Source organism: Polyangiaceae bacterium (assembly GCA_020633235.1).
Lineage (GTDB): Bacteria > Myxococcota_A > Polyangia > Polyangiales > Polyangiaceae > JACKEA01.
Genome location: JACKEA010000002.1, coordinates 1,161,110 through 1,187,326, shown reverse-complemented (window position 1 = coordinate 1,187,326; position 26,217 = coordinate 1,161,110). Strand labels below are relative to the sequence as shown.

General features: G+C 67.6%; 18 protein-coding genes. 15 read left to right on the top strand and 3 right to left on the bottom strand.

Annotation, left to right across the window (positions count from 1 at the left end):
* Nucleotides 1–18 precede the first annotated feature (18 nt).
* Entirely contained in the window at nucleotides 19–1,419 is a 1,401-nt protein-coding gene (locus H6717_15785; protein MCB9578486.1) for a sigma 54-dependent Fis family transcriptional regulator, read from the bottom strand.
* A gap of 176 nt (nucleotides 1,420–1,595) precedes the next feature.
* Here H6717_15785 and H6717_15780 point away from each other — a divergent pair, with 176 nt between their 5' ends.
* The 7 genes from H6717_15780 to H6717_15750 all read left to right on the top strand — a co-directional run bounded on the left by H6717_15780 (nucleotide 1,596) and on the right by H6717_15750 (nucleotide 9,463).
* Nucleotides 1,596–2,522 carry a hypothetical protein gene (locus H6717_15780; protein MCB9578485.1) on the top strand — a complete coding sequence of 309 codons (927 nt, stop codon included), beginning with the start codon at nucleotides 1,596–1,598 and terminating at the stop codon, nucleotides 2,520–2,522.
* Nucleotides 2,523–2,551: 29 nt separating this feature from the next.
* Nucleotides 2,552–3,442, top strand: coding sequence for a carbon-nitrogen hydrolase family protein (locus H6717_15775; protein ID MCB9578484.1), 891 nt, complete (start codon nucleotides 2,552–2,554; stop codon nucleotides 3,440–3,442).
* A 58-nt stretch (nucleotides 3,443–3,500) separates the two neighbouring features.
* Nucleotides 3,501–4,100 (top strand): hypothetical protein, encoded by a 600-nt coding sequence (locus tag H6717_15770; GenBank protein MCB9578483.1) that lies wholly within the window; start codon nucleotides 3,501–3,503, stop codon nucleotides 4,098–4,100.
* 18 nt (nucleotides 4,101–4,118) lie between these two features.
* On the top strand, nucleotides 4,119–5,018 hold the full coding sequence (locus tag H6717_15765) for an ATP-binding cassette domain-containing protein (GenBank protein MCB9578482.1): 900 nt from the start codon (nucleotides 4,119–4,121) through the stop codon (nucleotides 5,016–5,018).
* A complete protein-coding gene (locus H6717_15760; GenBank protein ID MCB9578481.1) occupies nucleotides 5,015–6,265 on the top strand; it encodes an ABC transporter permease in 1,251 nt (416 codons plus the stop codon). Before H6717_15765 ends, H6717_15760 begins: the two co-directional genes overlap by 4 nt.
* Before the next feature lie 236 nt (nucleotides 6,266–6,501).
* Nucleotides 6,502–8,463 carry a serine/threonine protein kinase gene (locus H6717_15755; protein MCB9578480.1) on the top strand — a complete coding sequence of 654 codons (1,962 nt, stop codon included), beginning with the start codon at nucleotides 6,502–6,504 and terminating at the stop codon, nucleotides 8,461–8,463.
* Between the two features lie 88 nt (nucleotides 8,464–8,551).
* Nucleotides 8,552–9,463 carry a M23 family metallopeptidase gene (locus H6717_15750; protein MCB9578479.1) on the top strand — a complete coding sequence of 304 codons (912 nt, stop codon included), beginning with the start codon at nucleotides 8,552–8,554 and terminating at the stop codon, nucleotides 9,461–9,463.
* 1 nt (nucleotide 9,464) lies between these two features.
* On the opposite strand, the gene H6717_15745 is transcribed toward H6717_15750, so the two are convergent.
* The gene (locus H6717_15745) at nucleotides 9,465–10,322 is read right to left on the bottom strand and encodes an FHA domain-containing protein (GenBank protein ID MCB9578478.1); all 858 of its coding nucleotides are present in this window, start codon (nucleotides 10,320–10,322) and stop codon (nucleotides 9,465–9,467) included.
* A gap of 160 nt (nucleotides 10,323–10,482) precedes the next feature.
* On the opposite strand from H6717_15745, the gene recC reads away from it, so the two are divergent.
* The 7 genes from recC to H6717_15710 all read left to right on the top strand — a co-directional run bounded on the left by recC (nucleotide 10,483) and on the right by H6717_15710 (nucleotide 23,655).
* Nucleotides 10,483–13,740 (top strand): exodeoxyribonuclease V subunit gamma, encoded by a 3,258-nt coding sequence (gene recC, locus H6717_15740; protein ID MCB9578477.1) that lies wholly within the window; start codon nucleotides 10,483–10,485, stop codon nucleotides 13,738–13,740.
* The gene (gene recB / locus H6717_15735; GenBank protein MCB9578476.1) at nucleotides 13,737–17,306 is read left to right on the top strand and encodes an exodeoxyribonuclease V subunit beta; all 3,570 of its coding nucleotides are present in this window, start codon (nucleotides 13,737–13,739) and stop codon (nucleotides 17,304–17,306) included. The genes recC and recB overlap by 4 nt, the downstream gene beginning before the upstream one ends.
* A complete protein-coding gene (recD, locus tag H6717_15730; GenBank protein MCB9578475.1) occupies nucleotides 17,303–19,087 on the top strand; it encodes an exodeoxyribonuclease V subunit alpha in 1,785 nt (594 codons plus the stop codon). Before recB ends, recD begins: the two co-directional genes overlap by 4 nt.
* A 51-nt stretch (nucleotides 19,088–19,138) precedes the next feature.
* A complete protein-coding gene (locus H6717_15725) occupies nucleotides 19,139–19,861 on the top strand; it encodes a dihydroneopterin aldolase (GenBank protein MCB9578474.1) in 723 nt (240 codons plus the stop codon).
* 100 nt (nucleotides 19,862–19,961) lie between these two features.
* Nucleotides 19,962–20,444: a DNA-binding protein gene (locus H6717_15720; GenBank protein MCB9578473.1), complete on the top strand. Its 483-nt coding sequence runs from the start codon at nucleotides 19,962–19,964 to the stop codon at nucleotides 20,442–20,444.
* A gap of 32 nt (nucleotides 20,445–20,476) precedes the next feature.
* Nucleotides 20,477–21,673, top strand: coding sequence for a hypothetical protein (locus tag H6717_15715; GenBank protein ID MCB9578472.1), 1,197 nt, complete (start codon nucleotides 20,477–20,479; stop codon nucleotides 21,671–21,673).
* 206 nt (nucleotides 21,674–21,879) lie between these two features.
* The gene (locus H6717_15710) at nucleotides 21,880–23,655 is read left to right on the top strand and encodes a serine/threonine protein kinase (protein MCB9578471.1); all 1,776 of its coding nucleotides are present in this window, start codon (nucleotides 21,880–21,882) and stop codon (nucleotides 23,653–23,655) included.
* 1 nt (nucleotide 23,656) lies between these two features.
* Here H6717_15710 and H6717_15705 read toward each other — a convergent pair whose 3' ends face one another.
* Entirely contained in the window at nucleotides 23,657–24,178 is a 522-nt protein-coding gene (locus tag H6717_15705; protein MCB9578470.1) for an asparaginase, read from the bottom strand.
* Nucleotides 24,179–24,195: 17 nt separating this feature from the next.
* Here H6717_15705 and H6717_15700 point away from each other — a divergent pair, with 17 nt between their 5' ends.
* Nucleotides 24,196–26,217, top strand: a complete 2,022-nt coding sequence (locus H6717_15700; GenBank protein ID MCB9578469.1) for a hypothetical protein — start codon at nucleotides 24,196–24,198, stop codon at nucleotides 26,215–26,217.

Genomic DNA, 26,217 nt, shown 5'->3' with positions numbered 1-26,217 from the left:
AAACCCGAACGAGGGGGCTCAGTCTTCGATGCGAGAGCCGCCCCGGAGCTCGTAGCGCTGCAGCAAGCGGTACAAGTACATGCGGTCCATCTTGGCTCTGCGCGCCGCCTTGCTGACGTTGCCGCCGGACCAGTCCAAAAGAGCCTTGAGGTAGCGCTGCTCGAAGTCGCCGATCACGGTGTCCTTGGCGACCTTGAAGGGCACTTCCAGGTCGACGGCGGGGGCAGCGGCCGGCGAGTGGCGGCCCGGCTGGGGAGGCAGCACGGACTCGAGGGAGCGCGGCGTGGACGCGGGGGCGGCCTGCTCGAGGACCACGGTGCGCTCCACGTAGTTCCGGAGCTCGCGGACGTTGCCCGGCCAGTCGTGGGATTCCATGTCCGCGACCACGTCGGGCGTGAACAGGTGGCTGGCTTCTTCCGCGTTCAGCGACCGCAGGATCACCTGGATCAAGATGCCGAGATCCTCCAGCCGCTTGCGCAGGGGCGGCATGCGCACGGTGACGACGCCGAGGCGGAAGTACAGGTCCTCGCGGAAGCGCCCGCGGTTCACCTCCCGTTCGAGGCGGCGGTTGGTGGCGGCGATCACGCGCACGTCGATCTTGCGCGGCTCATTTTCGCCGGTGCGGCGTATTTCTCGGGCCTCCAACGCTCGTAGCAGCTTGGGCTGCATGTCCAGCGGCATCTCCCCGACCTCGTCGAGGAAGATGGTTCCGCCGTTGGCTGCCTCGAAGGCGCCCACGCGGTTCTTGTCGGCGCCCGTGAACGCTCCTCGGGTGTGGCCGAACAGCTCGCTCTCGATCAGGTTCGGCGAGATGGCCGAGCAATCCACGATGATGAAGGGCGCGTCGGCGCGCGGTCCCCGCCGAGCGATCTCGGTGGCCGCCAGCTCCTTGCCGGTGCCGCTCTCTCCCTCGATGAGCAAGGTGGAGTCGCTTTTTGCCACGCGGTCGAGCACGCCGAACAGCTGGCGCATGGCGACGGACTCGCCGTACAGCTCACCGAAGCTCGACCAGGTGGGCACCTCTTCCACGGCCTCGGAGCCGAGCTCGCGGACCCGCACCATGGAATCGCCAAGCGCCAGGCGGCAGGTCGGCCGCGGCAGGTCGGCGTCCCGCACGCGGAGGCCGTCGAGCAGCGTGCCGTTGAGCGAGCCGTTGTCTGCGAGCGACCAACCGGAGCCACCGCGGCTCAGGCGACAGTGAAACCGGCTGACCTTGGGGTCGTTGATCACGAGGTCGTTGCTCGGGTGACTGCCGAGGCGCAGCTCGTCCCCCTCGAGCACCACGCTGCGATCGCTCGCCTTGCCCGACTCCCGCTCGACCGCCAGCTCGAGGCGGGGGATGGCCACCGCGCGGGCGAGCTGCCGGACGGTGTGGAACTGAACGCCGCTCAGGGTCGGTCGGTCGCCCGCGTCGGTCATGAAGCGACAAGATTACGCGAGATTGGGCCCCCGCGCGGGGTGACCCTCGAAAGTGCTGCCTGTGGGCATCAACCCGCTGCTGCTGGGGAGCAGCAGATCGGACCCAGGCGAAACCCCGAACTCAACGATCTCGGAGAGTTACGCGAATGGAACGCGACTTGTATTGATTCCGCGGCGTGAAGGCGATGATCGCAGGTGTGGTTCTGGCGTTGGTGGGATGGACGAGCACGCCGTCCGCTTCCGAGACTGGCCCCTTGGCTCAGGCGGTGGCGGACGTGGCGCGGGCGGCGCACGTGGTCGTGGAAGAGATGCCCGAACCCGCTGCCGCCGTCGACGTGGCCCCGCTGCCCGAGGCCGTGGACGTCCGTGCCGGTCGCAAGGTGGTTCACATCCCTGCGGACTGCCGCACCGCCGACGGCAGCTACGATCTCGTGGTTCACTTCCACGGCGATCCCCGCGCCGTCGAGACCGCTTTCGACAACGCCGGCGTGAAGGCCGTGCTGGTCGTGGTGAATCTCGGCATCGGCTCCGGCCCCTACGAAAAGGCGTTCAGCCAGAAAGGCGCGCTCGACGCGCTGCTCGCGTCCGTCGACGAGATCGTGAAGAAGCAGTGCCCGATGCCGGAGCGCAAGCTCCACCGTCTGGCGCTGTCCAGCTGGAGCGCCGGCTACGGCGCCACCTATCACATCCTCTCTCACGAGGCCGAGGCGGCGCGCGTGGACAGCGTGCTCTTGGCCGACGGCCTCCACGCGGGCTTCGAGAGCAAGTACCACTCCAAGGTGAACGCGCTGCAGATGGCGCCCTTCGACGACTTCGCCAAGCGTGCGGTGGACGGCGAAAAGCTCATGGCCATCACGCACTCGTCGATCGTGACGCCCTACGCCAGCACCACCCAGACTGCGGCTCAGATCCTGGAGTTCACCGGCGTCGAGCAGAAGCAAGCCGACGAGTTCGGGCCCCGCGGAATGCACCTGATTTCCAAGGCGGATGCCGGCGGCCTCACCATCCGCGGCTTCTCCGGCAACGACACCGACGCGCACTGCGACCATCTCTACGCGCTGGGTGAGAACTTGCTCCGCCGGCTGACCGAGCGCTGGCGCTGAGCCGCGATGGACGTGATGATGCGGCGGTCATGCCCCGCATCCGCGTCGCTTCGCTGCAGTACTTCATCCGTCCGGTCGACACCTTCGAAGAGTTCGAGGCGCAAGTCACCGGGCTGGTCGACACCGCCCAGGACTACAAGTGCCGGCTGTTGGTGTTCCCGGAGTACTTCACGCTGCAGCTCTTGACGCTGAACGACCTGCGCATGCCAATCGATCAGCAGGTGCGCCACCTCGCCCGCTACGAAGAGCGCATCGTCGAGATGTTCCGCAAGCTGGCGAAGAAGAGCGGGCTGTACATCGTGGGCGGCTCCCTGCCGGCGGTAGACCCGCCGGATCTCGAGACCGTATACAACGAGTGCTACCTGTACGCGCCGGACGGGGACTACGAGGTGCAGGGCAAGCTGCACATGACGCGTTTCGAGCGGGAGGAGTGGTTCGTCTCACCGCACAAGCGCCTGCGAGTGTTCGACACGGACATCGGAAAGATGGCCATCACCATCTGCTACGACGTCGAGTTCCCGGAGCTCGCTCGGGCAGCGGCCCGGGAGGGCGCCTACATCTTGGTGGTGCCCAGCTGTACCGACGACCGCCAGGGCTATTTGCGCGTGCGCTACTGCGCACAGGCCCGCGCCATCGAGAACCAGATGTACGTGATGCACGCCTGCACCGTGGGCAGCCTGCCGATGCTGCCTGCCGTGAGCTTGAACTACGGGCAGGCCTCCATCCTGACCCCGAGCGACTTCGCCTTCGCGCGGGACGGCATTTTGGCGGAGGGGGTACCGAATCAGGAGAGCATGGTCATCGCCGAGCTGGACATGGACCTGATCCACGAGGCGCGAAACGCGGGCACGGTGCTGCCGCTGCGGGATAGCGCTACCACGGCGGAAGTGAGCTCCACCTTGGAGGTCGTGAAGCTGTGATTTGGCGCCTTCCGGGTGGGAGGCGCGCTATGCTCGGTGAAGCGAAAGCGAGGGAGGCATGACCGACGCGCTCCAGTTCCCCAAACCCGAGCCCACCGACACGGAAGACGTGGTGTGGGCGCTGGAAGCAGCCAGCAGCATGTGGGAACGGGGTGATGGCCGCGAGGCCGTCCGCTGGATCCGCCGCGCCGCGGAATCCGCGGGGGACGCCGGCAACGATCTTCGCGCCTTGGCGCTCGCTCGCGTGGCCGCGGATCTCGCGCAAGCTGCGAACATCCCGCCCTCCATTCCGCCGCCGGCACCGATGGAGCCGAAGTCGAACCCTCAGGCACCCATCCCGCCGATGGACGACAGCGACGGCCCCTCGGCCACGGACTACACCATTCCCGACGGCATGCCTGCAGTGCAGCCGCCGGAGCCTGAGCCTCCACCTCCGCCGCCTTCGTCGCCCGTGGCCGCGGGCTCTTCGCCGAGCGCAAGCCCGCACGCGTGGCGGCCGCGCCAGGCCATCCGCGTCGCGGTGGAGCCGTCGCCGGACGATCGCAATCTGCTGCTGGTGCGTCCGCTGGCGGAGGGCGAGACAGCGCCCGAGCATGCCCACGAGGCCATGCTGACGGCAATGGAGGCCGGCGCTCATCTACTCTCGAGGAAGCGCTGAGCCGACGCGTCCTTTCGCATGAGCGTGCTTGCTTTCGAGAGCGTCAGAAAGACGTACGGCACCAAAGTCGCCCTGCACGGCCTCTCCTTCGAGGTGAACCCCGGTGAGGTGTTCGGCTTGCTGGGGCCGAACGGAGCGGGCAAGACCACCGCGCTCCGCGTCTTGATGGACATCGTTCGGGCGGACTCCGGCAAGGTCACCCTGTTCGGGCAACGGCTGACGCGCGACGCGCTCGACCGCGTGGGCTATCTACCGGAAGAGCGGGGCCTGTACGCCAAGCAGAAGGTCGTCGACGTGATGGCCTACTTCGGTGCGCTCAAGGGACTGCGCGACATCGAGCAGCGGGCGCGAGCCCGGCTCTGGCTCGACAAGGTCGGGCTGCGCGACCACGAAACCAGCAGCGTGGAGCAGCTGAGCAAGGGAATGAGCCAGAAGGTGCAGATTGCCGCCACGCTCCAGACGGAGCCGGAGCTCTGCATCCTGGACGAGCCCTTTTCCGGTCTCGATCCGGTCAACAGCGCGCTGATCCGGAGCTTGATAGCCGAGGTCAAGGCATCCGGGCGCACCACCATCCTCTCCACCCACCAGATGAGCATGGTGGAGACGCTCTGCGATCGCGTGGCCATGCTCTCCTCCGGGCGTCTGGTGGAATACGGCTCCGTCAGCGACGTGCGTCACAAGCACTCGCTGCCCGAGGTGCGCCTCGAGCTCGACCAGCCCTTGCCGGAGCTGCCGGGAGTGGAGCGGGCCGTGAGCGAGGGAGCCACGAGCTACCGGCTGCTGCTCTCGGAGCACACGGACGCCCAGCAAGTGCTGGCGGAGCTGGTCAAGCGCAACGTGGGGGTGCGCCACTTCGAACGGGTGCTGGCGCCCATGGAGGACATCTTCATTCGCGTGGTGACGGAGCAGACTTCGTGATCCGCTGGCCCAAGGCACGCGCCGTCGCTCGCTTCGAGCTGCTCAGCACCATTCGGCGTACCGGATACCTGGTCATCACCTTGGGGATGCCGATCTTCGCCGTGATGTACGCGGCGCTGGCGCTGATACCGGGCTACTTGGTCAGTCGTCAGGCGCAGCACGAAAAGCATTACGGGTTGGTGGACGAAGCCCACGTGCTGGGCGTGAAGGCGGGGGAAGACCTGACCGCGGAGAAGGTGCGCTTCTCCGTGTTCGAGACGGATCCTGCAGCGCGGGCCGCGCTCTCGCGCCGGGAAATCAAGGGCTACTACGTGCTGTCGGCGGACTACGTGAAGAGCGGAGTGATTCGCGGCAACGGTCCTGCCAGCGCTTCCGGAGACCCTTGGGAAGTGCGCAGTGAGCTTTCCACCGTGCTGCGTCGGCATTTGCTGGCCGGAGCCCTCACCAACGACCTGCGCGCTCGGGTGGTGGATCCCATCAAGAAGCGGGAGACGTTTCGCATCCACGAAGATGGACGCTCAGAGAAGGAGCGGCGGGACGCGTTCCTGGGTCGGCTGGTGCTTCCCATCGGCTTCGTGCTCCTCTTGTTCTCGTCCATCTTGATGAGCGGCAGCTACCTGATCCAGGCCACGGCCACGGAGAAGGAGAACAAGGTCATCGAGGTGCTGCTTTCCTCCGCCACTGCGGACGAGATCATGACCGGCAAGCTCCTGGGCCTCGGCGGCGCGGGTCTGATCCAGGTGTTCACCTGGCTCACGATGACCCTGGGCGTACGCGTGGCCGTCGTCTCCCTGCTCACCCCGTTCGACGTACGCGTGCCTTGGCAAGCGCTGGCGCTGAGCCCGGTGCTGTTCCTCGCGGCCTACGCGTTCCTGGGCAGCTTGATGCTCGGCACCGGTTCCTTCGGAGGCAACGTGCGCGAGAGCCAACAGCTCGGCATGCTCTGGGGCTTGCTCGCCACGGTGCCTCTGATGTTCCTGCCCGTGATCCTCAACGAACCGCACAGCATTGCCGCGCGGGTGCTCACGTGGATCCCGTTTTCCGCCCCGGCCACGCTGGTGTTTCGCATGTCCCTCGATCCGACGGGTGTGCCCATGTGGGAGATCGTCGGTTCCATCGTGCTGCTGCTGTTGTCCACGGTGGTCGCCCTGCGCATCGCATCGCGACTCTTTCGCGTCGGGCTGCTTTCGACCGGGCCGCGCCCCCCACTGAGGGAAATTATCCGTCAAGCGCGCTCCGCGCCGTGACTGCCGGGAGGGCTCGCGGCGGACCGACATGCAGATGAACCCCACCTTGCTGGGCCCTACATGGGTTTGTTGGTCCGGCGCGATCCCCGTCAAATCTCGGTTCGACGATTGGCGGCCGAGGTCCAATCCGCCTTTTTGACAGCATCGGCGGCGACCCGGGGTTGCGGGTCACGATCGGCCAAAAACGCTGTTACTGTGGTGCCTCGCGCTCGTCGGCGCGATTCGACGACTCTTCTATGCTTCGCATCCCGCCGGAAGACGATCTGCTGCACACGCTCGAGGGGCGCAAGGTGCGCGCGCGCGCCCAGCCCGACGTGAGCTTTCGTATCGATCGCGCCATTGGTGCGGGCAGCTATGCGGTCGCGTTCTTCGCGCTTCGACGAGCGCCGGACGGAGAGTCTCCCGCGGTGCTCAAGTTCGTGCGTCCGGCGCTCATGCGTCGCAACGGCGAGATGGCGCTGCTCGCGGTGGAGAAGGAAACCGTCGCCCTCAGCCGGCTGAACGAGCGCGTGCCGCCCACGCCGTTCGTGGTGCGGCTGCTCGCCAACGACGCCATCGACATCGAGCAGGGCGGTCTCACCTTTCGCTTGCCGTGGCTGGCGCTCGAGTACGTCCATGGCGGAGCGGAGGGCACCACGCTGGAGGAGCGCATCGACTTCAGCGTGGAGCAGACGGGCTACGCCTTCGACATGGATCGCGCGGCGCTGGCCCTCACGTGCCTCGCCACGGGGCTGGAGGCGATCCACGAAGTCGGCGTGGTGCACCGGGATCTTTCGCCCCACAACGTGCTCTGCTGCGGCTTCGGCAACGGGGAAATCTTCAAGATCGCCGATTTCGGCATCGCGCGGCCGCAAGGGCAGGTGGGCACCTTCATCGGCTTGCCCGGGGGGACGCCTGGCTACACGGCGCCGGAGCAAGTGCGGCGCAGCGGCGAGCCAGCGGGGCCCGAGAGCGACATCTTCAGTCTCGCGGCGGTCACCTTCAAGCTGCTGACCGGCGAGGAAATGTTCCGAGCCAAGAGCACGGTGGACACCGCGCTCCTGGCTCACGAGAAGCCGCGGCGCAGCATCACCGAGTGCAAGGCGCTGTGCCCGGAGCTCGTGGAGCGACCGGCGGAGTGCGCGATCATCGATCGCATCTTGGCGCGGGGAACCGCCGCCGACCCGCGGCACCGGCCGCCTTCGGCCTGGGAGTTCGCCGCCGGCGTGCTGCGTGCGCTGAGGTCCGGCGCACGCCGCTCGCGGCCGCCGCGGCGGCGCTTGGAGAGCATCACGGACTACTCTGCCCCTCGGCGTTTCGGCTGGGGCTGGCACGTGCGCCACCAACCCGGGGACCAGCGGGTGCTCCGCAGCATCGCTTGGGACGGTGACGGTCGCTGCCTCGCGGCGGCGAGCCGCGGCTTGGCATTCTGGAACGGAACCGGGTGGGGCGAGGCGCCGGTACGGGGTTTTCCGCATCCCTATGGCGTGCGTTTCGCCGAGCGCGTGGGCGCAGGCCTGTATCTGGTGGGAGGGGACGGCGCCACCATCGCGCACTACTCGCCGGAGGGGTTCTCCAGCATTTTGCGGGCGGAGGACTCCGCCGTGTCCTTCACCCACGCGAGCGGCGAGCTCGAGGATCTCGCCGTGCTCGTCGGCGAGCGCGGCAGCGAAGCCCCGCTCTTGTTCGGTCTCGCGGCCCGGCGTTGGATGAAGCCCGCCTCGCTGTCGAAGGCCTCCAGCGTCACCGGCATCGCGCGTCTGGAGGACGAACGCTGGCTGATCAGCGGACGTTCGCGCGCGGGGGCCGGCTTTGCCGCGATCTACAGCCCACTCATGTTCGAAGTCGAGCGCCTCGCCGCGGACGACACCGAGTGTTACATGAGCTGCGCAGCGCAGCAGGATCTCGGGCTCGGCGTGGTGGTGGGCTCGTCGGGGCGGGTGCTCATCGTGCGCAACAAGGAGCTCGAGCACCTGGTGGTGCCCGGTGAGCCGGATCTCACCGCCGTGGCGGTGGACGTGACGGGGCGTACCTGGGCCGCCAGCGCCGGTGCCCTGTGGCTGCACGACACCGCCCAGGCCGACCCCTTCACGCTGGTGTGGAAGCAGGAGGAGTGGAACGTCCCCTTCGTGAGCATTTTCGCCGACGTGGGCCGCGTGATCGCCACCACCATCGACGGGGCGGTGGTCGAGGGGCGCTGGGAGCCGACCACGGGATAGCCTTTTTGCCCGTCCGCTGAAGCTTCGTCTAGGGTGGGGCTCGAGACCCGCGCACGTCCCCAAACGCGCGCCTTTTCTCGATGAAATCATGGAGTTACGGAACAGCCTGAGCCTCGCCGCGGCGCTTTGCCTGCTCGCCGCCTGCACCACGCCCCCGTCGCCGCAGCCCACCGCCAGCGGGGGCTCGAGCCCGAGCTACGAGCCGCCGGTGGCGAAGGTGGTACCCAAACCGCCCGCCAGCGTCGCCGCCAAGCCCGAGCCGGACAAGGCGCGGGAGGTCCCTCCGGAGCTCAGCCAGCCCTGGGGCTACGTGCTGCCTACGGACTACGGCGTCCGACGCGATGAGGGTGGGCGGGGCGCGTTCTTGGCGCCGCGTTACCACGGCAAGCACAACGGCGTGGATCTGCTCGCGCCCATCGGCACGCCCACCTTTGCGCCGTGCGAGGGCAAGGCCCGATCCGGCGTCAGCAAGAGCTTTGGCAAATGGGTGAAGGTGGTCTGCCCGGTACCCGACGAGCTCAGCGACGGCCACCAGATCTTCGCGAGCTTGTTCTACTGTCATTTGTCGAAGACCGAGGTCGGCTCGGACCTCGTCCGCGTGCGCCGTGGGCAGAAGGTCGGTGAAGTCGGTAAGACGGGCAACGCGAGCGGCAAGAGCATCGCGCCGCACCTGCACTTCGAGGTCATCTTGCAGGACAGCGAGAAGAAGGCGGTGGCCGAGCGCCACTCCGGGCGCGATCAGTCGGACACCAAAGCGGCGGATCGATTCCTGGACTCTCTCGACGAGCACTGCCTGCGCCCGAACTCCTTCGAGCGTCGAGGGGCCGACACCCGTCGGGCGCGGCGGGCGGATCCGTTCGTGGTGCTCTCCTGCCTGGGCCGTGAAAAGCCCGACTACGAGCGGGCGCCGGCGCCGCTTTCGACCTCGGGCGAGCGCTGGAGCGAGCTGTACTCGGCCAAGGCGTTCGACGTGGATCGCGGGCGGGACGCCCCCCTGTGACTCACTTCTGGTGAGCCCGGGCCTCGGCGACCAGGGTTTCCACCCGTTGCACGCTGCGGGCGCTGACGGAATCGGCGTTGCGTAGCAGGTTCGCCCAGGCCTCCAGACGGCTGGCATCCACGTTGCCGATGCGCCGGAGCGTGGTCCGGAGCTGACCCGCGAGGTCCTCGCCGCAGGGGAGGCGCAGGGCGCGCAGCAGATCGATGCAGTACTCGAACCAGCGCGGGTGAGACGTCTCCTCGGAGAGCTTCAGGGCGTAGCTCAGGCAGAACTCGCGGGCGTCCGCTTCCACAACGTGTCCCGCGCTCGCTTCCTGCAAGATGTCGAGCAGCGTGGTCTTGAGCATGTCCTCGGCATCTTTCAGCTTGCCGGTTTCGATGGCGCGGTCTGCGATGCTGCCGAGGATCTCGAGGGAGCGGCTTCGCTGCGTCGGCTCGGCGTCCGAGGGGGGCTCGGAGATCTTGCGGTCGGTGTCTTGCGGGCTGGAGGGGGGAACGCTGGTCAGCTCGTCCACGGTATCCGACCGGTGGCGTGCGCGGTGCGTATCACCGATGCATACCTCGAGCTCTTCCCCGGCGATGGTGATCCAATCGCCATCGAACAACGCCCGCTTCTGCACCACGCGCACACCGTTGACCAACAGGCCGTTCATGCTGCCCAGGTCTTCGATGAACACCACCGCGCCGTCGACGGAAACCCGCGCGTGGCGGCGCGAGACCCGCGGCTCCTCCAGCAGGATGTGGCACGAGCTGTCCCGGCCCACGAGATAGGTCCCCGTCGTCAAGAGCAGCTCGTGTCGGCGCCACCGCAGGCGCACGGGCGTCGGCGGGCTGGCCTGGGTATCGCTGCGTTCGCTCATCGGGACCGCTGGCACACCTTATCCCGGGCAGCGCTGGGAGCAAGGGCGGGAAAATTGACGCGGCAAGGCGGGACATTGCCCGTCCGCCCCCGCTTGATTGCTCCGCCGCTGGCGCGTAGAGGACGGAGCGCCCTTGTTTCGCGTGCACCGCAGCAACCGGATGGAGGAGTTGGTCCTGGCCCTGGCGGGCGTCGTGGCCCGGCCTCTCGCGTCCGCCTTCGAGCAGGAAGTCGTGCTCGTCCAGAGCAAGGGCATGCAGCGCTGGGTGGCGCTCGAGCTCGCTCGGCGCCACGGCATCTTCGCCAACGCGCGGTTCCCATTTCCCAGAACCTTCATCGACGAAGTGCTGGATGCCGTGCTCGGGACCGACCCGGCCACGCTGTCGCGGGAGCGCGCTGCCTGGGCACTCTCGGCGTTGATGCCGGAGCTGGTGTCCAGGGAGGAGCTCGCGCCCATCCGTCGCTACCTGGCGGACGACCCCCGGGGGGAAAAGCGGCGCGAGCTGTGCGAGCGCATCGCCTACGTGTTCGACCAATACGCGGTGTATCGGCCGGACTGGGTGCTCGAGTGGGACGCGGGGGTGGGCTCGGATTGGCAGGCCATCACCTGGCGTGCGCTCATGACCCACGTCAGCGACACCCACGTTGCCGAACGCGTGAAGCGCTTCGAGCGCGCGTGGTCGTCCGAGCTTCCGGCGGGGCTTCCTTCGCGCGTCAGCATCATCGGCGTCTCGTCGCTTCCCCCCGTGTACCTGCGCATCCTCAGCCGTCTTGCCGAGCATGCCGAGGTGCACCTGTTCCACCTGGATCCGTCGCAGGAGTTCTGGGGCGAGGTCCGTTCCCCGCGCGAGCTGTCCCGTGCGCGGGCCCGCCAGAAAGGGCGAGATGCAGAGCTGCACCTGGGGACGGACAACGCTCTGCTCGGCTCCCTGGGCAAGACGGGGCGGGATTTCCAGCAGGTCTTGGAGTCCACGGTCCAGTACGTCGACGAGACGGACGCTCGCTTCGTGCCCCCGGGGACGGACACCGCGCTGCACGTGCTGCAGTCCGACATCTTGACGTTGCGGGAGCGCGGCACCGGGACCACGCGCGCCCTCCCTCTCGATCCGGGCGACGCGTCCGTCGCGCTGGTGTCCTGCCACAGCCCCATGCGCGAGGTGGAGGTGCTGCGGGACCGCCTGCTCGGGCTGTTGAACGACGACGAAACACTGCAGCCGAGCGACATCGTCGTGATGGCCGTCGACATCGACGAATACGCTCCGTACATCGAGGCCGTGTTCGGCTCGGACCCCAAAGTGCCGGGCTTCTTGCCTCACCGCATTGCCGACCGCTCGGAGCGCGTACAGAGTCCCGTCGCCGAAGCCGTGCTCTCTCTCCTGCGTCTCTCCGGTGGGCGTTTCACCGCCAGTGAGGTGCTGGACATCTTGGAGCTCGAGCCCGTGCGCGCACGCTTCGGGATCTCCCCGGAGGAGCAGTCCGAGCTCGCTGGTCGCGTTCACGAGGTCGGCGTGCGTTGGGGGATGGATGCCGCCCACCGTGAGAGCTTCGGTCAACCCGCGCGAGAGGAGAACACCTGGCGCTTCGGCCTGTCCCGGCTGCTCGTGGGCTATGCGCTGCCCCTGGGCGAGCGGGCCACCTTCGAGGGCGTGCTGCCCTTCGATGACGTGGAGGGCGATCGCGCCGCGAGCACCGGACGCCTCGCGCGATTCGTGGAAACGCTGTTCGCGCTGGCGCAGGCGCTGGCGCGCCCGCGGCCGCTGGCCGAGTGGAAGACCGCCCTGTACGACGCCCTGGCGGAGCTCTCTTCGGACGACGACGCGTACAGCTACCCCCTGAAAGTCGTACGGGAAAAGATCGCGGAGCTCGCCGAGGAAGCCGAGAGCGTCGGCTTCTTCGAGCCCATCACCCGAGAGGTCGTGCTCGCGGTGCTGTCCGAGCGGCTCGCGAGCGAGCGCAGCAGCCATGACTTCTTGGCCGGCGGCATCACGTTCTGCGCCCTGCTGCCGATGCGCAGCGTGCCCTTCCGAGTAGTGTGCCTGCTCGGTCTCGGGGACGAAGCGTTTCCGAGAGTCGGTCGGCCTCCGAGCTTCGACAAGATGGCGCGAGAGCCGCGTGTCGGGGATCGCTCCCTGCGCGAGGACGATCGTCACTTGTTCTTGGAAGCGCTGCTCTCGGCTCGCGACCACCTGTACGTGAGCTGGGTGGGTCGCGCCATCCAGGACGATTCCGAGCGACCGCCCTCCGTGGTGGTGGGGGAGTTGCTCGACGTGATGGACCGCTCTTTCTACGTGGCGTCGGCGCGCCCGCAGCTCGAGTTATTCGCCAGCGCCGCAGTGGAGAAAACGAGCGCGCAGCTCGTGCTCCAACAACCGTTGGCGCCCTTCAGCGAGCGCTACTTCGACGGGAGCGACCCACGGCTGTTCTCCTTCGCCGGCGCCGAGGCCGACGCGGCGAGCATTCGCAGTCGGGAGCGACGGCGGCGTGAGCCACTGTTCGAGGCCCCTCTGGCGGCAGCAGAACCGCAGCCGGTGAGCGTCGACGACCTCGCGCGCTTCTTCGAGCTTCCGGTACGTCATCTGCTGGAAAACCGACTCAAGCTGCGCTTGCGGCGCCCGGTGCTGGCGCTGCAGGACCGGGAGCCCATGGATGTCTCGGCTCTCGAGCAGTTCGGCATCGGCAGCTTCATGTTGGACCGCTTGCTCGAGGGCAGTGACCCCGCGGCTGTCCTCGAGCTGCTCTCGGCGCGCGGCATCCTGCCCCTCGGCGCCGTGGGGCAGCATTGGTTCGAAGCTCTGCTTGCGGAGACCCGTACGCTCGTGCGCGAGATCGTTCGAGAGCGGGGCGACGGTCCGAGCGCGCCATGGCATGTCGAGCTGCCCGGCGTAGTCGGCAGCGTGGGCGAGCTGTTCCAGGGTGGGCAGGTTCGCCACACCTACTCCAGGCTCAGCGCCAAGCGCGTGCTTGCGCTTTGGGTCCGGCATCTCGTCCTCGCCGCAAGCGGTTTCTCCGGCACCAGCTCGTTGGTGAGCCGGTGCGACAAGAGCGGCGTTGCCGTCACCCGGCTCGCTCCCCTTCCTCGGGCCGACGCTGAGCAGCATCTCAAACACCTGCTCGATCTCTACGACTTGGGCGACCGCGGCCCCCTGCCGTTGTTCCCGGCCGCATCGGAGACGTACGTGCAATCGCTGGAGAGCCACAGCCACGAGGTGGCCCTCGGCCGGGCTCGGAAGAAGTTCAAAGGCTCCGACTACATCGGCGGCTCGGAGGCCACGGACGCCTACGTGGCGCGGGTCTTCGGCGACACCGACCCGCTGGCGGACGGCTATCGCCCCTTGGCCGGCTTTCCGACCTTCGTCGAAGCCTCACAGCAGGTGTTTGCGCCGCTGCTTCGCCATCGAACGCACGAGGTGACGCGGTGAAACCGCTGAACGTCCTCGAGATCCCGCTCCAGGGTCGGCGTCTGATCGAAGCCAGTGCCGGAACCGGCAAGACGTACACCATTACCACGCTGTTCTTGAGGCTGCTGCTGGAGCGCCATCTGCGCATCGACCAGATCTTGGTGGTGACGTTCACCCGCGCAGCGACTGCGGAGCTTCGCGCCCGGGTGCGGGCGCGCATTCGCGACGCGATCTTCGCCTTCGATGGCGGGGTCGCGGACGCTGAGATCCGCGCCCTCGTCGCCCGCAGCGAAGACCGCGCGCATGATCGCGCGCTGTTGTCACAGGCGCTCCACGGATTCGACGAAGCGGCCATCTTCACCATCCACGGGTTTTGCCAACGCGCCCTCTTGGATCACGCCTTCGAGAGTCAGACGCGCTTCGAGACCGAGCTGGTTTCGGACCAGACGCCGCTCCTGCTTCAGGTGGTGGAGGATTACTGGACCCGGGAGCTGTATCGAGCGACGCCCGCGCAGGTGGACTTCCTGCGCAGCCAGAAGGTGGGGCTTCCTGCCCTCGTCAGCCTGGCGCACGTCGCCATCGGTTGGCACGACGTTCCTTTCGAAACCAGCCTCCCGGCAGGCTCGACCGACGAACGCATGGCGCGCTTCTTGGCCGCTCGAGAGCAGGCCAAGGCGACCTGGTCACGGGCGCGAGGGGAGATCCTCGAGCTGCTCCGCTCCGAGGACCTCAGCCGAAATATCGTGCCACTGACCTCCATTTCGAAGTGGGCGAGCCAGCTCGACGGACTCTTGGCGCGAGCAGAGCCTTCCCTCGATGGCTGGTCCGAGCACGCGCAGCGCTTCACTCGGAGTGCCCTCGAAAAGGCGGTCAAGCAAGGCTGTCGCGCTCCGCGTCATCCGTTCTTCGAGCAGATGGAAGAGCTGGTGGAGGCCGAGGCGCGCGCGCGGCATTCGTTGGAAGCATGGCTGCTCGAATTCCAGCAGGGGCTCGTTCACTACGTGCGGAGCGAGCTCGACCGTCGGAAGGTCGATGCCGGCGTGCAATCCTTCGACGACCTCCTGACGCGGCTCGTCGTGGCACTGGGTGCTCCCGGCGGAGAAGCGCTGGCAGAAGGGATCCGAAGCCGATACCCCGCCGCGCTCATCGACGAGTTTCAAGATACGGACGGGACTCAATACGGGATTTTCTCCAGGGTTTGGTCCGGCGCGGAAACGACGCTGCTGCTCATCGGCGACCCCAAGCAGGCGATCTACGCGTTTCGCGGTGCAGACGTGTTCTCGTATCTGGCGGCCGCGAGGGACGCGGGTTCGGAGCGCTACACGCTCACTACGAGCTACCGATCCGACCCGGGCCTGGTGCGGGCCGTCAACGCGGTGTTCTCGCGGCCCGAGCGTCCCTTCGAGCTCCCAGGCATCGACTACCACCCGGTGCAGGCGCGGCCGGGCGCGAAGGACGAGCTCGCCTCCGAGCGAGCGCCGTTGGAGGTCGCCTTCGTTCGCCGTAAGGACGAGAGCAAGCGCATCCCCAAGGGGGATGCCGAAATGAGCGAGCGCGTCGCGAGCGACGTGTGCCAACTGCTGGAAGAAGCTCCGCCCATCGCGGGGCGAGCGTTGACTCCCGACAACATCGCCATCCTGACGCGCAGCAACAAGGAGGCCCAGGCCCTGCAGCGCGCGCTCGCCGAGCGTCAAGTTCCGAGCGTGCTCTTGGGCGACAAGAGCGTGCTGTCCACTCCGGAGGCCGAGGAGCTCACGTTCATCCTGCAGGCGCTGGCGCGGCCGACGAGCCAAGCGGCGCTCTCCGCGGCCCTCGTGACGGCGCCCTTCGGTGTGCGGGCGCTGGAGCTGCTCGCGATGGAGGAGGACGAAGCGGCGTGGGAGCTCCACGTGGAGCGTTTCTTGGCTTGGCACGCACGCTGGGAAAGCTCGGGCTTCTTGCTGGCATTTCGCAGCTTGCTCGCGGAGTCCGGGGCCACCCGGCGGCTCCTTGCCCTGGTGGATGGCGAACGCCGACTCACGAACTATCTGCACTTGAGCGAGCTCGTTCACCGAGCGGCGATAGAGCAGCACTTGGGTATCGCGGGAGTGCTGCGTTTCTGGGACGACGTCCGCTTCGACAGCGGTCGCTTCGACATGGCCCCCGACGCGCAGCAGATACGCCTGGAGCGGGACGACGCGGCGGTGAAGCTGACCACCATGCACAAGAGCAAGGGGCTCGAGTACGAGGTGGTGTACTGCCCGTACCTGTGGGACGGGGCGGCGCTAAAAGGTCGAGACCGCGACATCCTCCACTACCACGACCCGGACCGAGGCATGGTCTTGCGGCTCACGCACGAGCGGGGAAAGAGGCTGGAGGCCGACGAGCACTACCAGCTTGCCCATCGCGAGGCCTTCGCCGAAAGCCTTCGGCTCGCCTACGTGGCGCTCACGCGCGCCAAGCGCCACTGCGTTGCGGTGTTCGGTGCATTCAACGGAGCCGGGGATTCGCCGCTCGGTCACCTGCTGCTCGCCGGGGACGCGAGCGCCAGCCCGGCTCAGCTCGTGGAGCACGGGTCGGATGGGTCGCTCCTCGGCCGCATTCGCGAGCTCGGGGCGGCTTCCGACGGCGCCGTCGGCTGCCGAGAGCTTTCGCCCATCACGGACCGGCAGTATCGCAACCGAAGGTCGACGCCACGTGCGTTCGCGGCACGCGTACCCCAGCGGCTCTTCGATCTCGGCCACCGCAGCTCGAGCTTTTCGGCTCTCGTCGCGCGCAGTCACGACGAGCTCAGCGTGCTGGCGGAGGTGGGTCGCGACGTGGACGAGGGGACCGCGCAAGATCGCGCGGGGCAACTGGCCGAAGCGGCGACCCCAGTGCCGCTGGCGGCGTTTCCGCGGGGCGCGCGCCCCGGCGAGCTGTTGCACGCGATCTTCGAGCACTCGAACTTCGGAGATCCAGACTCGATTGCGGCCGTCAGTCGCGACAAGCTCGAGGCCTACGGCTATCCGCCAATGCCCGACCTGGCCGCGGCGCTGGAGGCGGTGATGCGCACGCCGCTCTCGGACGCGGGACCGCGCCTCGAGCAGATCCGGGTCGACCGTCGCCTCGACGAGCTGGAGTTTTCCTTACCGGTGCGGGAGCGGGGTCGGGAGCTGTCGGCCGCCCGGCTCGGGCGCGTGCTCACGGAGCACGGGCGTCCGCCCCTGCCAAAGGACACCGGCGCGCGCATCTCGCAGCTCGGGTTCGCGCCGCTTTCGGGGTTCCTGCGCGGATTCATCGACATGGTCTTCGAGTACGACGGGCGCTTCTGGCTGGTGGACTACAAGTCGAACCACCTCGGCGACCACCTCGACGACTACACGCCGGACCGGCTCTCGACGGCGATGGCGCATCACCACTATTTCTTGCAGTACCACCTGTACGTCGTGGCCCTTCATCGCTATCTGGCCACGCGTATCGCGGACTACGAGTACGACCGGCACTTCGGCGGCGTGTACTACCTGTTCCTGCGCGGCATGACCCCCGCATCCGGGCATCGCCGCGGCGTCTACTTCGATCGGCCGAGCGAAGCTCTGGTGCAGGCGCTGTCAAAGGAGCTGTCATGAGCACGCTCGATGGCCTTCGCGCCCGGGGCCTGTTCGCGCCGGTGGACGTGGAGCTTGCCCGCGTGCTCTCGCGCACCGTTGGCGAGGCGGATCCCAAGGTGCTGCTGGCCGCCGCCCTCGCCAGCCGTCAGGTGCGCGAGGGTCACGTCTGCGCCGACGTGCACGCCTTCGCCGGTGCCGCCATCGTGGATGCCGACGGCGTGCCTTTGGGTGGCGCGGAGTACCCGGACTTCGAAGAATGGACGTCGCTGCTGCGGGGCTCGAAGTTGGTCACGACGGCCACGGGGGAGCCGCGCCCGCTGCTGCTCACGGACGACGGCCGTTTGTATCTGTGGCGCTACTGGGATCACGAGCAGCGCGTCGCCGAGGCACTGCTCGAACGCGCGAAGCCCGCCCCGGTGGACGCCAAGCTGGGCTCGGCGCTCCGGCGTCTGTTCGGGCCGCCCGAGGGTCCGGACGCGCAGCGCGCCCTGTGCATGGTGGCTACCCTCGGGCACCTGGCGATCGTGTCCGGAGGCCCCGGAACCGGGAAGACGACTACCGTCGTCAAGCTGCTCGCGTTGCTCTCGGAGCTGGGGCTCAGCTCGGGGCGAACACGGCTCTTGGCGCCCACCGGCAAGGCGGCGCAGCGCCTGGGGGAGGCGATTCAGACCGGGCTCGCCCGCCTCGACGTCGAGGCCTCCATTCAGACCGAGGCGTCCACCATTCACCGAGCATTGGGGCCGACCCGGCTGGCCACGCGCTTTCGCCACGATCGCGACAATCCGCTCTCCGCCGACCTCGTCATCGTGGATGAATCGAGCATGGTCGACGTCGCGCTGATGCGCCGCCTGCTCGACGCCGTGCCGCCGAACGCACGCCTGATCCTGCTGGGAGACGAGCACCAATTGGCGAGCGTGGAAGCCGGAGCGGTGCTCGGGGACGTGTGCCGTGGCGCGGACCAGCGCGCCTACTCACCACGGCTCCGGGAGCGGGCCCGGGCCGTGTTCGAGGAGGACCTGCCCGTGGCGGACTCCGGGGACCAGCAGAGCCCAATGGGCGATTCAGTGGTGCGGCTGACCCGGAGCTACCGTTTCGACCCGGCGCGGGGGATCGGCGGCCTCGCCAGCGCGATCCGTGCGGGCGACGCGGAGCAAGCGCTCGCGCTCCTGGCGGAAGGGCGCGACGTACGCCTGTGCGCAGCTGGAAGCGCGGAGCTTTCCGAGCTGTGCGTTCGAGGCTATCGGCCGGCGCTGACGGCGGCCACCGCGGCAGACGCCCTCGGAGCATTCAACCGCTTCCGTGTGCTGTGCGCCCATCGCCGCGGGAAGGCCGGCGTCCAGCTGCAGAACCCTCGGATCGAACGAGCCCTGGCAGAAGCGGGGCTCCTCGCCCGGAGTGGCGCTCGGTTCTTTCCCCGCCGCCCGCTGCTCATCACCGAGAACGATCCCCGCTTGGGTCTGTACAACGGCGACATCGGAATCGTGGTGGAGCACGACGGAACTCTGCGCGCGGCCTTTCCCGGCGCGGAGGGAGTGCGTCTGCTGTCCCCCTCACGCCTTCCACCGCACGAAACCGTGTTCGCGATGAGCATCCACAAGAGCCAGGGCTCCGAATTCGACGAGGTCGCGGTGGTACTGCCGGGGCCGGCGTCGCCCCTGCTCACGCGGGAGCTGCTTTACACCGCCGTCACCCGCGCGCGCGAGCGGGTCGTCATCTTCGGGGATCCGGCCAGCGTGCGTGCCGCCATCGCGCGGCGGCTGCACCGTACCTCCGGGCTTGGCGCGCTGCTGTGGCCGTGAGCCCTCGATTCGGCTGGCCCGTGCTGTGCTCTCGTGAAAGGATGCGCCGCGGTGGAACCGGCTCGCGACGTCATTGCCATTCATGGCCTCGAGACCGAGTGCGTGGTGGGCGTGTATCCCCACGAGCGCGGCACGCCTCAGCCGTTGTGCATCGACGTGGAGCTGTCGGTGGACACCGAAGCCGCTGCCCGCAGTGAAAAGCTCTCCTACTCCATAGACTACGATGGCCTCGCCAGTCAGTTGGTGTTCCTGCTGCAGAGCTGCAGGTTTCGGCTCCTGGAAACGGCCGCCCACGCGCTGTGCGCGTATCTGCTGAGCCCCCCGGCGCCGGGTGAGCGCCGCGCGCAGGTCCGCGCCGTGCGCCTCAAGCTCACCAAGCCCGACGCCCTGGGGGGCCGGGCGGTGCCGTCGCTGACGGTGGAGCGCAAGGCCGGCTTCGTGGAGGTGGCCCAGAAGCAGGCGCCCTTCGGGACCGTAGACGTGATCAACGAAACGCGGGAGGCCGGGATCTATCGCCTCAATCTCGCCGCGGGGCGCCAAGCGCCGCTGTCCGTGAGGCCTCGGGCCGTGGGTGCCGCCATGGCTCTATCGGACGGGCTCAGCTGCGACGGCGAGCAGCTCACCGTGGGCAGCGTGTGCCGCACCACGGATGGCGAGCGTCACACCTATGAGAACCCGACGCCGCGCCAGCGGACGATCTTACTCGTGCACTGCCCCGAGCCTGCGCGTTTCGACTGGGAGTCCAAGCCTCGGCCGCGCGCACACGGACTGTAGGTCCATGTGCGTCCATGTCTTTCCATTCTGACCTCGAGTGCACGGAGGGTATTTCCATTCCCTCCATGTTCAGGCATTCAGTGGTCGTACGGAGGGGCCCGTGGCAAACGATCAGTTGGCAGTTTCCAGCATTCCATCCAGAGAGGGGCTTTCCCGCGAGCAGCGGCGGTCTCGGCGCAAGCGCGCGGTGCGAGCCCGCACCATCAGCGTCCAGCGCACCACCCGCCGGGAGCTCGAGGCCCTACGCCGCAAGAACCGTGACCAGGTTCCGGACTTGCCGAGGTCTCGCGAGGAGTGCGTGGACGGTCCCAGGCCCTGCCCCCACGTGGCTTGTCGTCACCACCTCTATCTCGACGTGTCGCCGAAGACGGGCGCTATCAAGCTCAACTTCCCCGATCTGGAAGTGTGGGAGCTGGAAGTCTCCTGCGCCCTGGACGTGGCGGACATGGGCGGCATCACGCTGGAGGACGTTGGCGTGATCATGAACCTCACTCGGGAGCGCATTCGCCAGCTCGAGCTGAAGGCGCTGGCGCGGCTAGAGGCATTGCGCGACATGTTGAGCCTGCGCGAGTTCGCGGAGTAGCTCGCCCTCGCACGACCCGCTATGCTGGCGCAATGAGCGTGCGCCTCGGGTCGTGGGTCGTGGTCTGCCTTCTGCTCCTCGTCGGCTGTGGGGAGAGCTCTCCAGAGGAGCCCAGCAAGAACCAGAACGCTGCCGCCTGTGCGGACCTCGTAGCGAGCTGCGTGGAAAACCAGCAGCAGTGCGTGGCGGACGCCTCCGGGGCTCACTGCGAGCCCTGCGCCGAGGGCCAGTACGCCAAGAACGACGGACAGTGCTCGCCCATCGTCGGCACCGCCATCAGTCACGACTTTCCGGACCACTCCACGCAGGCAGGGGAGGAGATCCTCGGTGAGTGTCGCAGCTGGACGCTGAACAACGACACGGAGCTGTGGGTCAACGCCGTGGAGCTGCTGCAAGACGAGGCCTCCCACCACTCCAACTGGACCTTCGTTCCGGACGATCAGTTCGATGGCCCCGACGGTCTGTGGAAGTGCAAGGACCGGAGCTACGACCAGCTCAAGGGGGCGCTCGCCGGTGGCGTCATCTATGCCCAATCCACGCAGGCCCAGCGCGAAGTGCAGAAGTTCCCGGATGGGGTCGTGGTGCGCATCCCGCCGCACTCCCGCATCATCAGTGACGTTCACGTGCTGAACACCACCAATGCCCCCATCACCGGCCACATCAAGATGACGCTGTACGCCATCGACCCAGCCGACGTGACGGTGAAGCTCGCTCCGTTCCACGTCTCCTACGACGGCCTGGACATCCCGCCGCACGCCACCAGCCGCTTCTCCGGCGAGTGCGAGCTGGCCTCGCAGTACCAGAGCATCACCAAGGCACCGATAAACGCCAAGGTGTACTACGTGTTGCCGCACACCCATGCGATGGGGAGCCGCTTCTTCCTCGACATCGTGGGTGGGCCGAGCGACGGCCAGACCATCATCGACGTACACGGCTTCAACGGTGAGGCGCGAGGACGTCGCTACGATCCGCCCATCGACCTGAGTGGCTCCACGGGGCTGGCCTTCGGCTGCGAGTTCGAGAATCAGCGGGACGTGAGCGTGGGCTGGGGCTTCGGCGACCAGGAGATGTGCGAGGCCCTCGGCTTCGCCGAGTCCGACATCGCCTTCGAGTCCCGGGTGTCGGAGGCGCTCCCCGATGGCGCAGATGGTACGACACAGACCTTCACCGGTGCCTGTGACACCATTGCCTTTCCTTGGAGCCAAGAAAAGGCCGGCGGAACGCAGTAGCAGCGCCGCTCTTGGCGGGGCCCCTCGGCCCGGTGATAGTATTCGGGTTTGTCGTGAACCGCCCTGGTCCGCCCCCCAAACCGCCGCGAAAACCGCGGGCGGTGCCGTCTTCGAGGCGGCCACGGCCTGTCGAGCCGCCCCAGCCTGCGCCCGGCCGCCAGAGCAACGCTGCTCTGGAGCCCGAGACCCTGCTGGAGGACTCCATCGTGACCAGCTCCACCCACGAGCGCATGAAAGCCGCTCGGCGTGACGATCGGGAGCCCACCAGCGACATCATTCCGCTGCTTTCCGTGCCCTTGCCCGGCAAGGAAGCCGACAAGTACATCGGCTGCACGATAGACGGCCGCTACGTCGTGCAGAGCGTGCTCGGCGAGGGCGGCATGGGGGTCGTCTACAAGTGCCGCCGCCGCGTGTTCGAGAAGACCGTGGCCGTGAAGATCTTGCGCTCGGATCTGGCGAAGAACCACGAGGTCACCGAGCGGTTCGCCACGGAGGCCAAGGCAGCCAGCAACATCGGCAACGCTCACATCGTGGACGTCTTCGATTTCGGCGAGCTGCCGGATGGCTCCACCTACTTCGCGATGGAGTACCTGGACGGTCCGACGCTTGCGGATCTGCTGGAGCACGACGGCACCGTGCCCGCCAGCCGCGTGGTGGAGATCGGCCGGCAGATGGCCGAGGGCCTCGCCGCCGCCCACGAGTCCAAGATCGTCCATCGCGATTTGAAGCCGGACAACGTCTTCGTCGTCGACAAAGACGGCCAGGACTTCGTCAAGATCGTGGACTTTGGCATCGCCAAGGTGGCGGGGCTGCAGAACAAGATCACGCGCGCCGGTGCCATCTTCGGCACGCCCCACTACATGGCTCCGGAGCAGTGCCGCGGCGCCGCCGTGGACGCGCGCACCGACATCTACTCCCTCGGCGTCATCCTGTACGAGCTGGTCACCGGGAGTGTTCCCTTCGACGCCGAGAACCCACTGACCATCCTTTCGCAGCACCTGCACGATGCGCCTGCTCCCCCGAGCAGCATCGATCGCCCCCCGGTCATGCCCGCCGGCCTCGAGAGCGTGATCCTCCGCTGTCTCGAGAAAGACCCCGACTTCCGCTACCAGAGCATGAGTGACGTCGCCACGGCCCTCGAGGCGATCGGTAGAGGCGAAGGCAGCGACGAAATCGACGTGCCCATCAGCGTCGCGCCGCCCTCCCACGAAGGTGCGGAGCTCGCCGCACCGGCGCCGATCTCCGAGATCCCGATCCCCCTGGTGGAGAGTCCGCCATCGTCGCGCCTGGCGCTGGACATCGACGCCGCCGTGCGGGACGCAGAGATCGAGAAGGAGTGGCGCCGCGCTCACGGGCGACGCCGCTGGCTGTGGGTGCTCTTGCTGTTGGTCCTCGCTGGCGGTGCGGTGGCCGGCTATACGCTGTTGCAGTCCCGTGTGTCCACGTTGCCGCTGGCGGTTCGGGTGGGCCGGCCGCTGGTGTTCACGGACTTCTTCGGCTCCAAAGACGAGGGCCAGGAGCAGAAGACGCGTGCTGTCGCTCTGGTCCTGTCGCCGATAGATGCTCACGTGTTCCAGGGCAAGAAGGACCTGGGCACCATGCCCATCACGCTGGATGTCCCCGAGAACGAGCCACTGAAAATCTCCGTTCGCCGCGCGGGGTACTGGCCGCGGAAGATCAAGGTCGATGGCAACAAGGAGAAGCTCCTGATTCGCTTGGCGCCGATCCCGGGCTCGGGCTTGGCCGCACCGGGCAAGGAGCGCACCGCCAAGGAGCTCGGTTTCGAAGAAGGATCCGAGCCGGCTGCGGAAACGGACGACACTTCTGCAGAAGACACGGCAGAGCCGGAACAGAGCAGCGAAGCTCCGCCGGCCAAGCCCGCGCCCACGGTCAAAGGCAAGGCGCTCCCCACCGCCACCGAAGACAAGCCTGCGGCCCCCGCGCCCAAGGCGCCGCCCTCCGACATCCCTTCCGGGATCTGACTCAGCGCCGCACGAAGGTACGCCGCTCGCGGCTCTTGGCCACGCCGGGGAAAGCCAGCGCGTGTCCGTGCATCACCACGTACACCCCTGGCGGCAGGAGTCGCGCCGCCAACAGAGCTTCCGTCACGTTCTGGGTCGCGTCCGTGTCGCGGAACTCGTAGGGGCGCATCGCCCCGGTGAGCACCACCGGCATGGTGAGCCTCTCAAGGGCGGTCACCAACAGCTCCCCAGTCTCGCTCAGGGTGTCCGTGCCGTGGATCACCACCACCGCGTCGTGGTCCTGCGCTGCGCTTTCGACCACTGCGGCGATCCTCTCCCGGTCCTCGGCCGTCATCTCCAGCGAGTCTTTGCTCATGGGGGCAATGTGGGTGACGGTCACCTCGGGTAGGCGTAGCCGCGAAAGGATCGCGTCCAGCACGGAGCGGGTGTTGCGCAATGAGCCGTCCGTCTCGTCGTAGGTCTTGTCGATGGTGCCGCCAGTCGTGACAATGGCGACGCGAAACGGGCCTTCGCGACGATTCATGGTGGAACGCTAGCAGAGTGGCCCGCGGAGCGGAGGTCGACGTGCATTGGGATGAGCTCTTGGGCAAGGTGGCGGCAACGATCGTGATCCTCGCCGTGACCGGCTGCGGAGACGACGAGACGGGCAAGCCGGCGTCCACGCCGCCCGCGCTCTCCTACCCCACGCTGGAGTGCGATCCATTGGATCCGAACTACTGCGGCTTCCCGTTTCCCAACAACGTCTTTACCCGCGCCGACGAAACCAGCAAGACGGGGAGGCGAGTGGAGCTGTCGAGCAACACCTTGCCCATTGCACAAAACGGAAACCACTCGGCGCCGGATCCGTTCAACACGCGGGATGGCTTCTCCCCGGGCAGCGCGATGCTCGTTCACTTCCCGGACCTCGTGGACACCGGCCTCCCCGGGCCGCTCGAGCCGGACGCCTCCCTCGCGGACGACTGCCCCACGGTGATCCTGGACGCGGAAACGGGAGAGCGCGTCGCGCACTTCGCCGAGATCGATCGCAGTCGAGACGACGACACCCAACGCAGCCTGATCCTTCGCCCTCACGTGCGCCTGAAGGACGCCCACCGCTACATCGTCGCGCTCCGGCGTCTCCAGACTGAAAACGGCCCCCTCGCGCCCAGCCCGGCGTTCCTCGCCCTGCGCGACGACCAGAGCTCCGACGAGCCGAGCGTGGCGGAGCGCCGCGGGCTGTACGCCGACATCTTCTCGCACCTCGAGAAGGCGGGGATCCAGCGCGCGGACCTTCAGTTGGCCTGGGATTTCACCACGGCGAGCCGCGAGAACACCACGGGTTGGCTGCTCGCCATGCGTGACGACTCGCTGGCTGCCGCCGGGGACACCGGTCCAGCCTACGTGATCGACAAAGTGGAGGACGACTGGAACACGGATCACATCCTCTACCGGGTCACCGGCCACTTCACGGTGCCGCTCTACCTCACGGATCCGAAGCCCGGCGGGCATCTCGTCTTCGACGCCAACGGTCGCCCCACGCCAAACGAGAGCCAGCCCACCCTGGAGGTGCCCTTCGAGCTCCTGATCCCCCAGAGCGCGAAGAACAAGCCCGCCAAGCTCCTGCAGTACGCCCACGGTCTGCTCGGCAGTCACACCCAGATCGAAGCCGGGAACTTCCGCAACTTCTGCGACCAGTACGGCTACGCCATCTTCGGTGTGGATCTCATCGGCATGAGCGAGGACGACTCCAGCTTCATCATCGAAGGACTGTCTTCCGGCAAGCTCGAGAACCTCGCCCCCATGTTCGAGCGCATGCACCAGGGCACGCTGAACAACCTCATGGCCATGCGCATGGTCATGAACGGACTTTCGAAGGACGCAACCCTCGGCAAGTACCTCGATCCGAGCGAGCGCTACTATCACGGCATCAGCCAAGGCGGGATCTTCGGCGGCGTGTACATGGCGCTCACCACGGACGTTCAGCGTGGCGTCCTCGGAGTGATGGGCCAGCCCTACGGCTTGCTCCTGAACCGCAGCGTGGACTTCGCGCCCTTCTTCGTGTTCATGGGCTTCAGCTTTCCGGACGCGCGCGATCAGCAAATGCTCCTGGATCTGGTGCAGATGGTCTGGGATCGCACCGAGCCCGACGGCTACTCGAAGTACATCGAGAACGACCCGCTGCCCGGCACGCCCAGCCACACCGTGCTCATGCGCGCCGCCGTGGGCGATCACCAAGTCACGAACCTGGGCGCCCACGTGATGGCGCGCGCCGTCGGCGCCAAGCACCTCACCAGCGGCCTGAACGACGTCTGGGGCCTCGACGCCGCCGCGGGTCCCTTCGAAGGTTCGGCCTTCGTGGAGTACGACTTTGGCTTGCCCCCCATGTGGCTGTGCGACAAGCCCTTCGACGCCTGCGGCGACCCCCACGGCAAGCTCCGCGATCTCCCCGAAGCCGACCAACAAATGGACCAGTTCCTGCGCACCGGCACCGCGCAGAACTTCTGTGCAGGCGGCAAGTGCAGCCACCCCGAGCTCTCCGGCTGCGATCCCCAGAAGCCCCCAGCCAACCCTTGCGAACAGTAA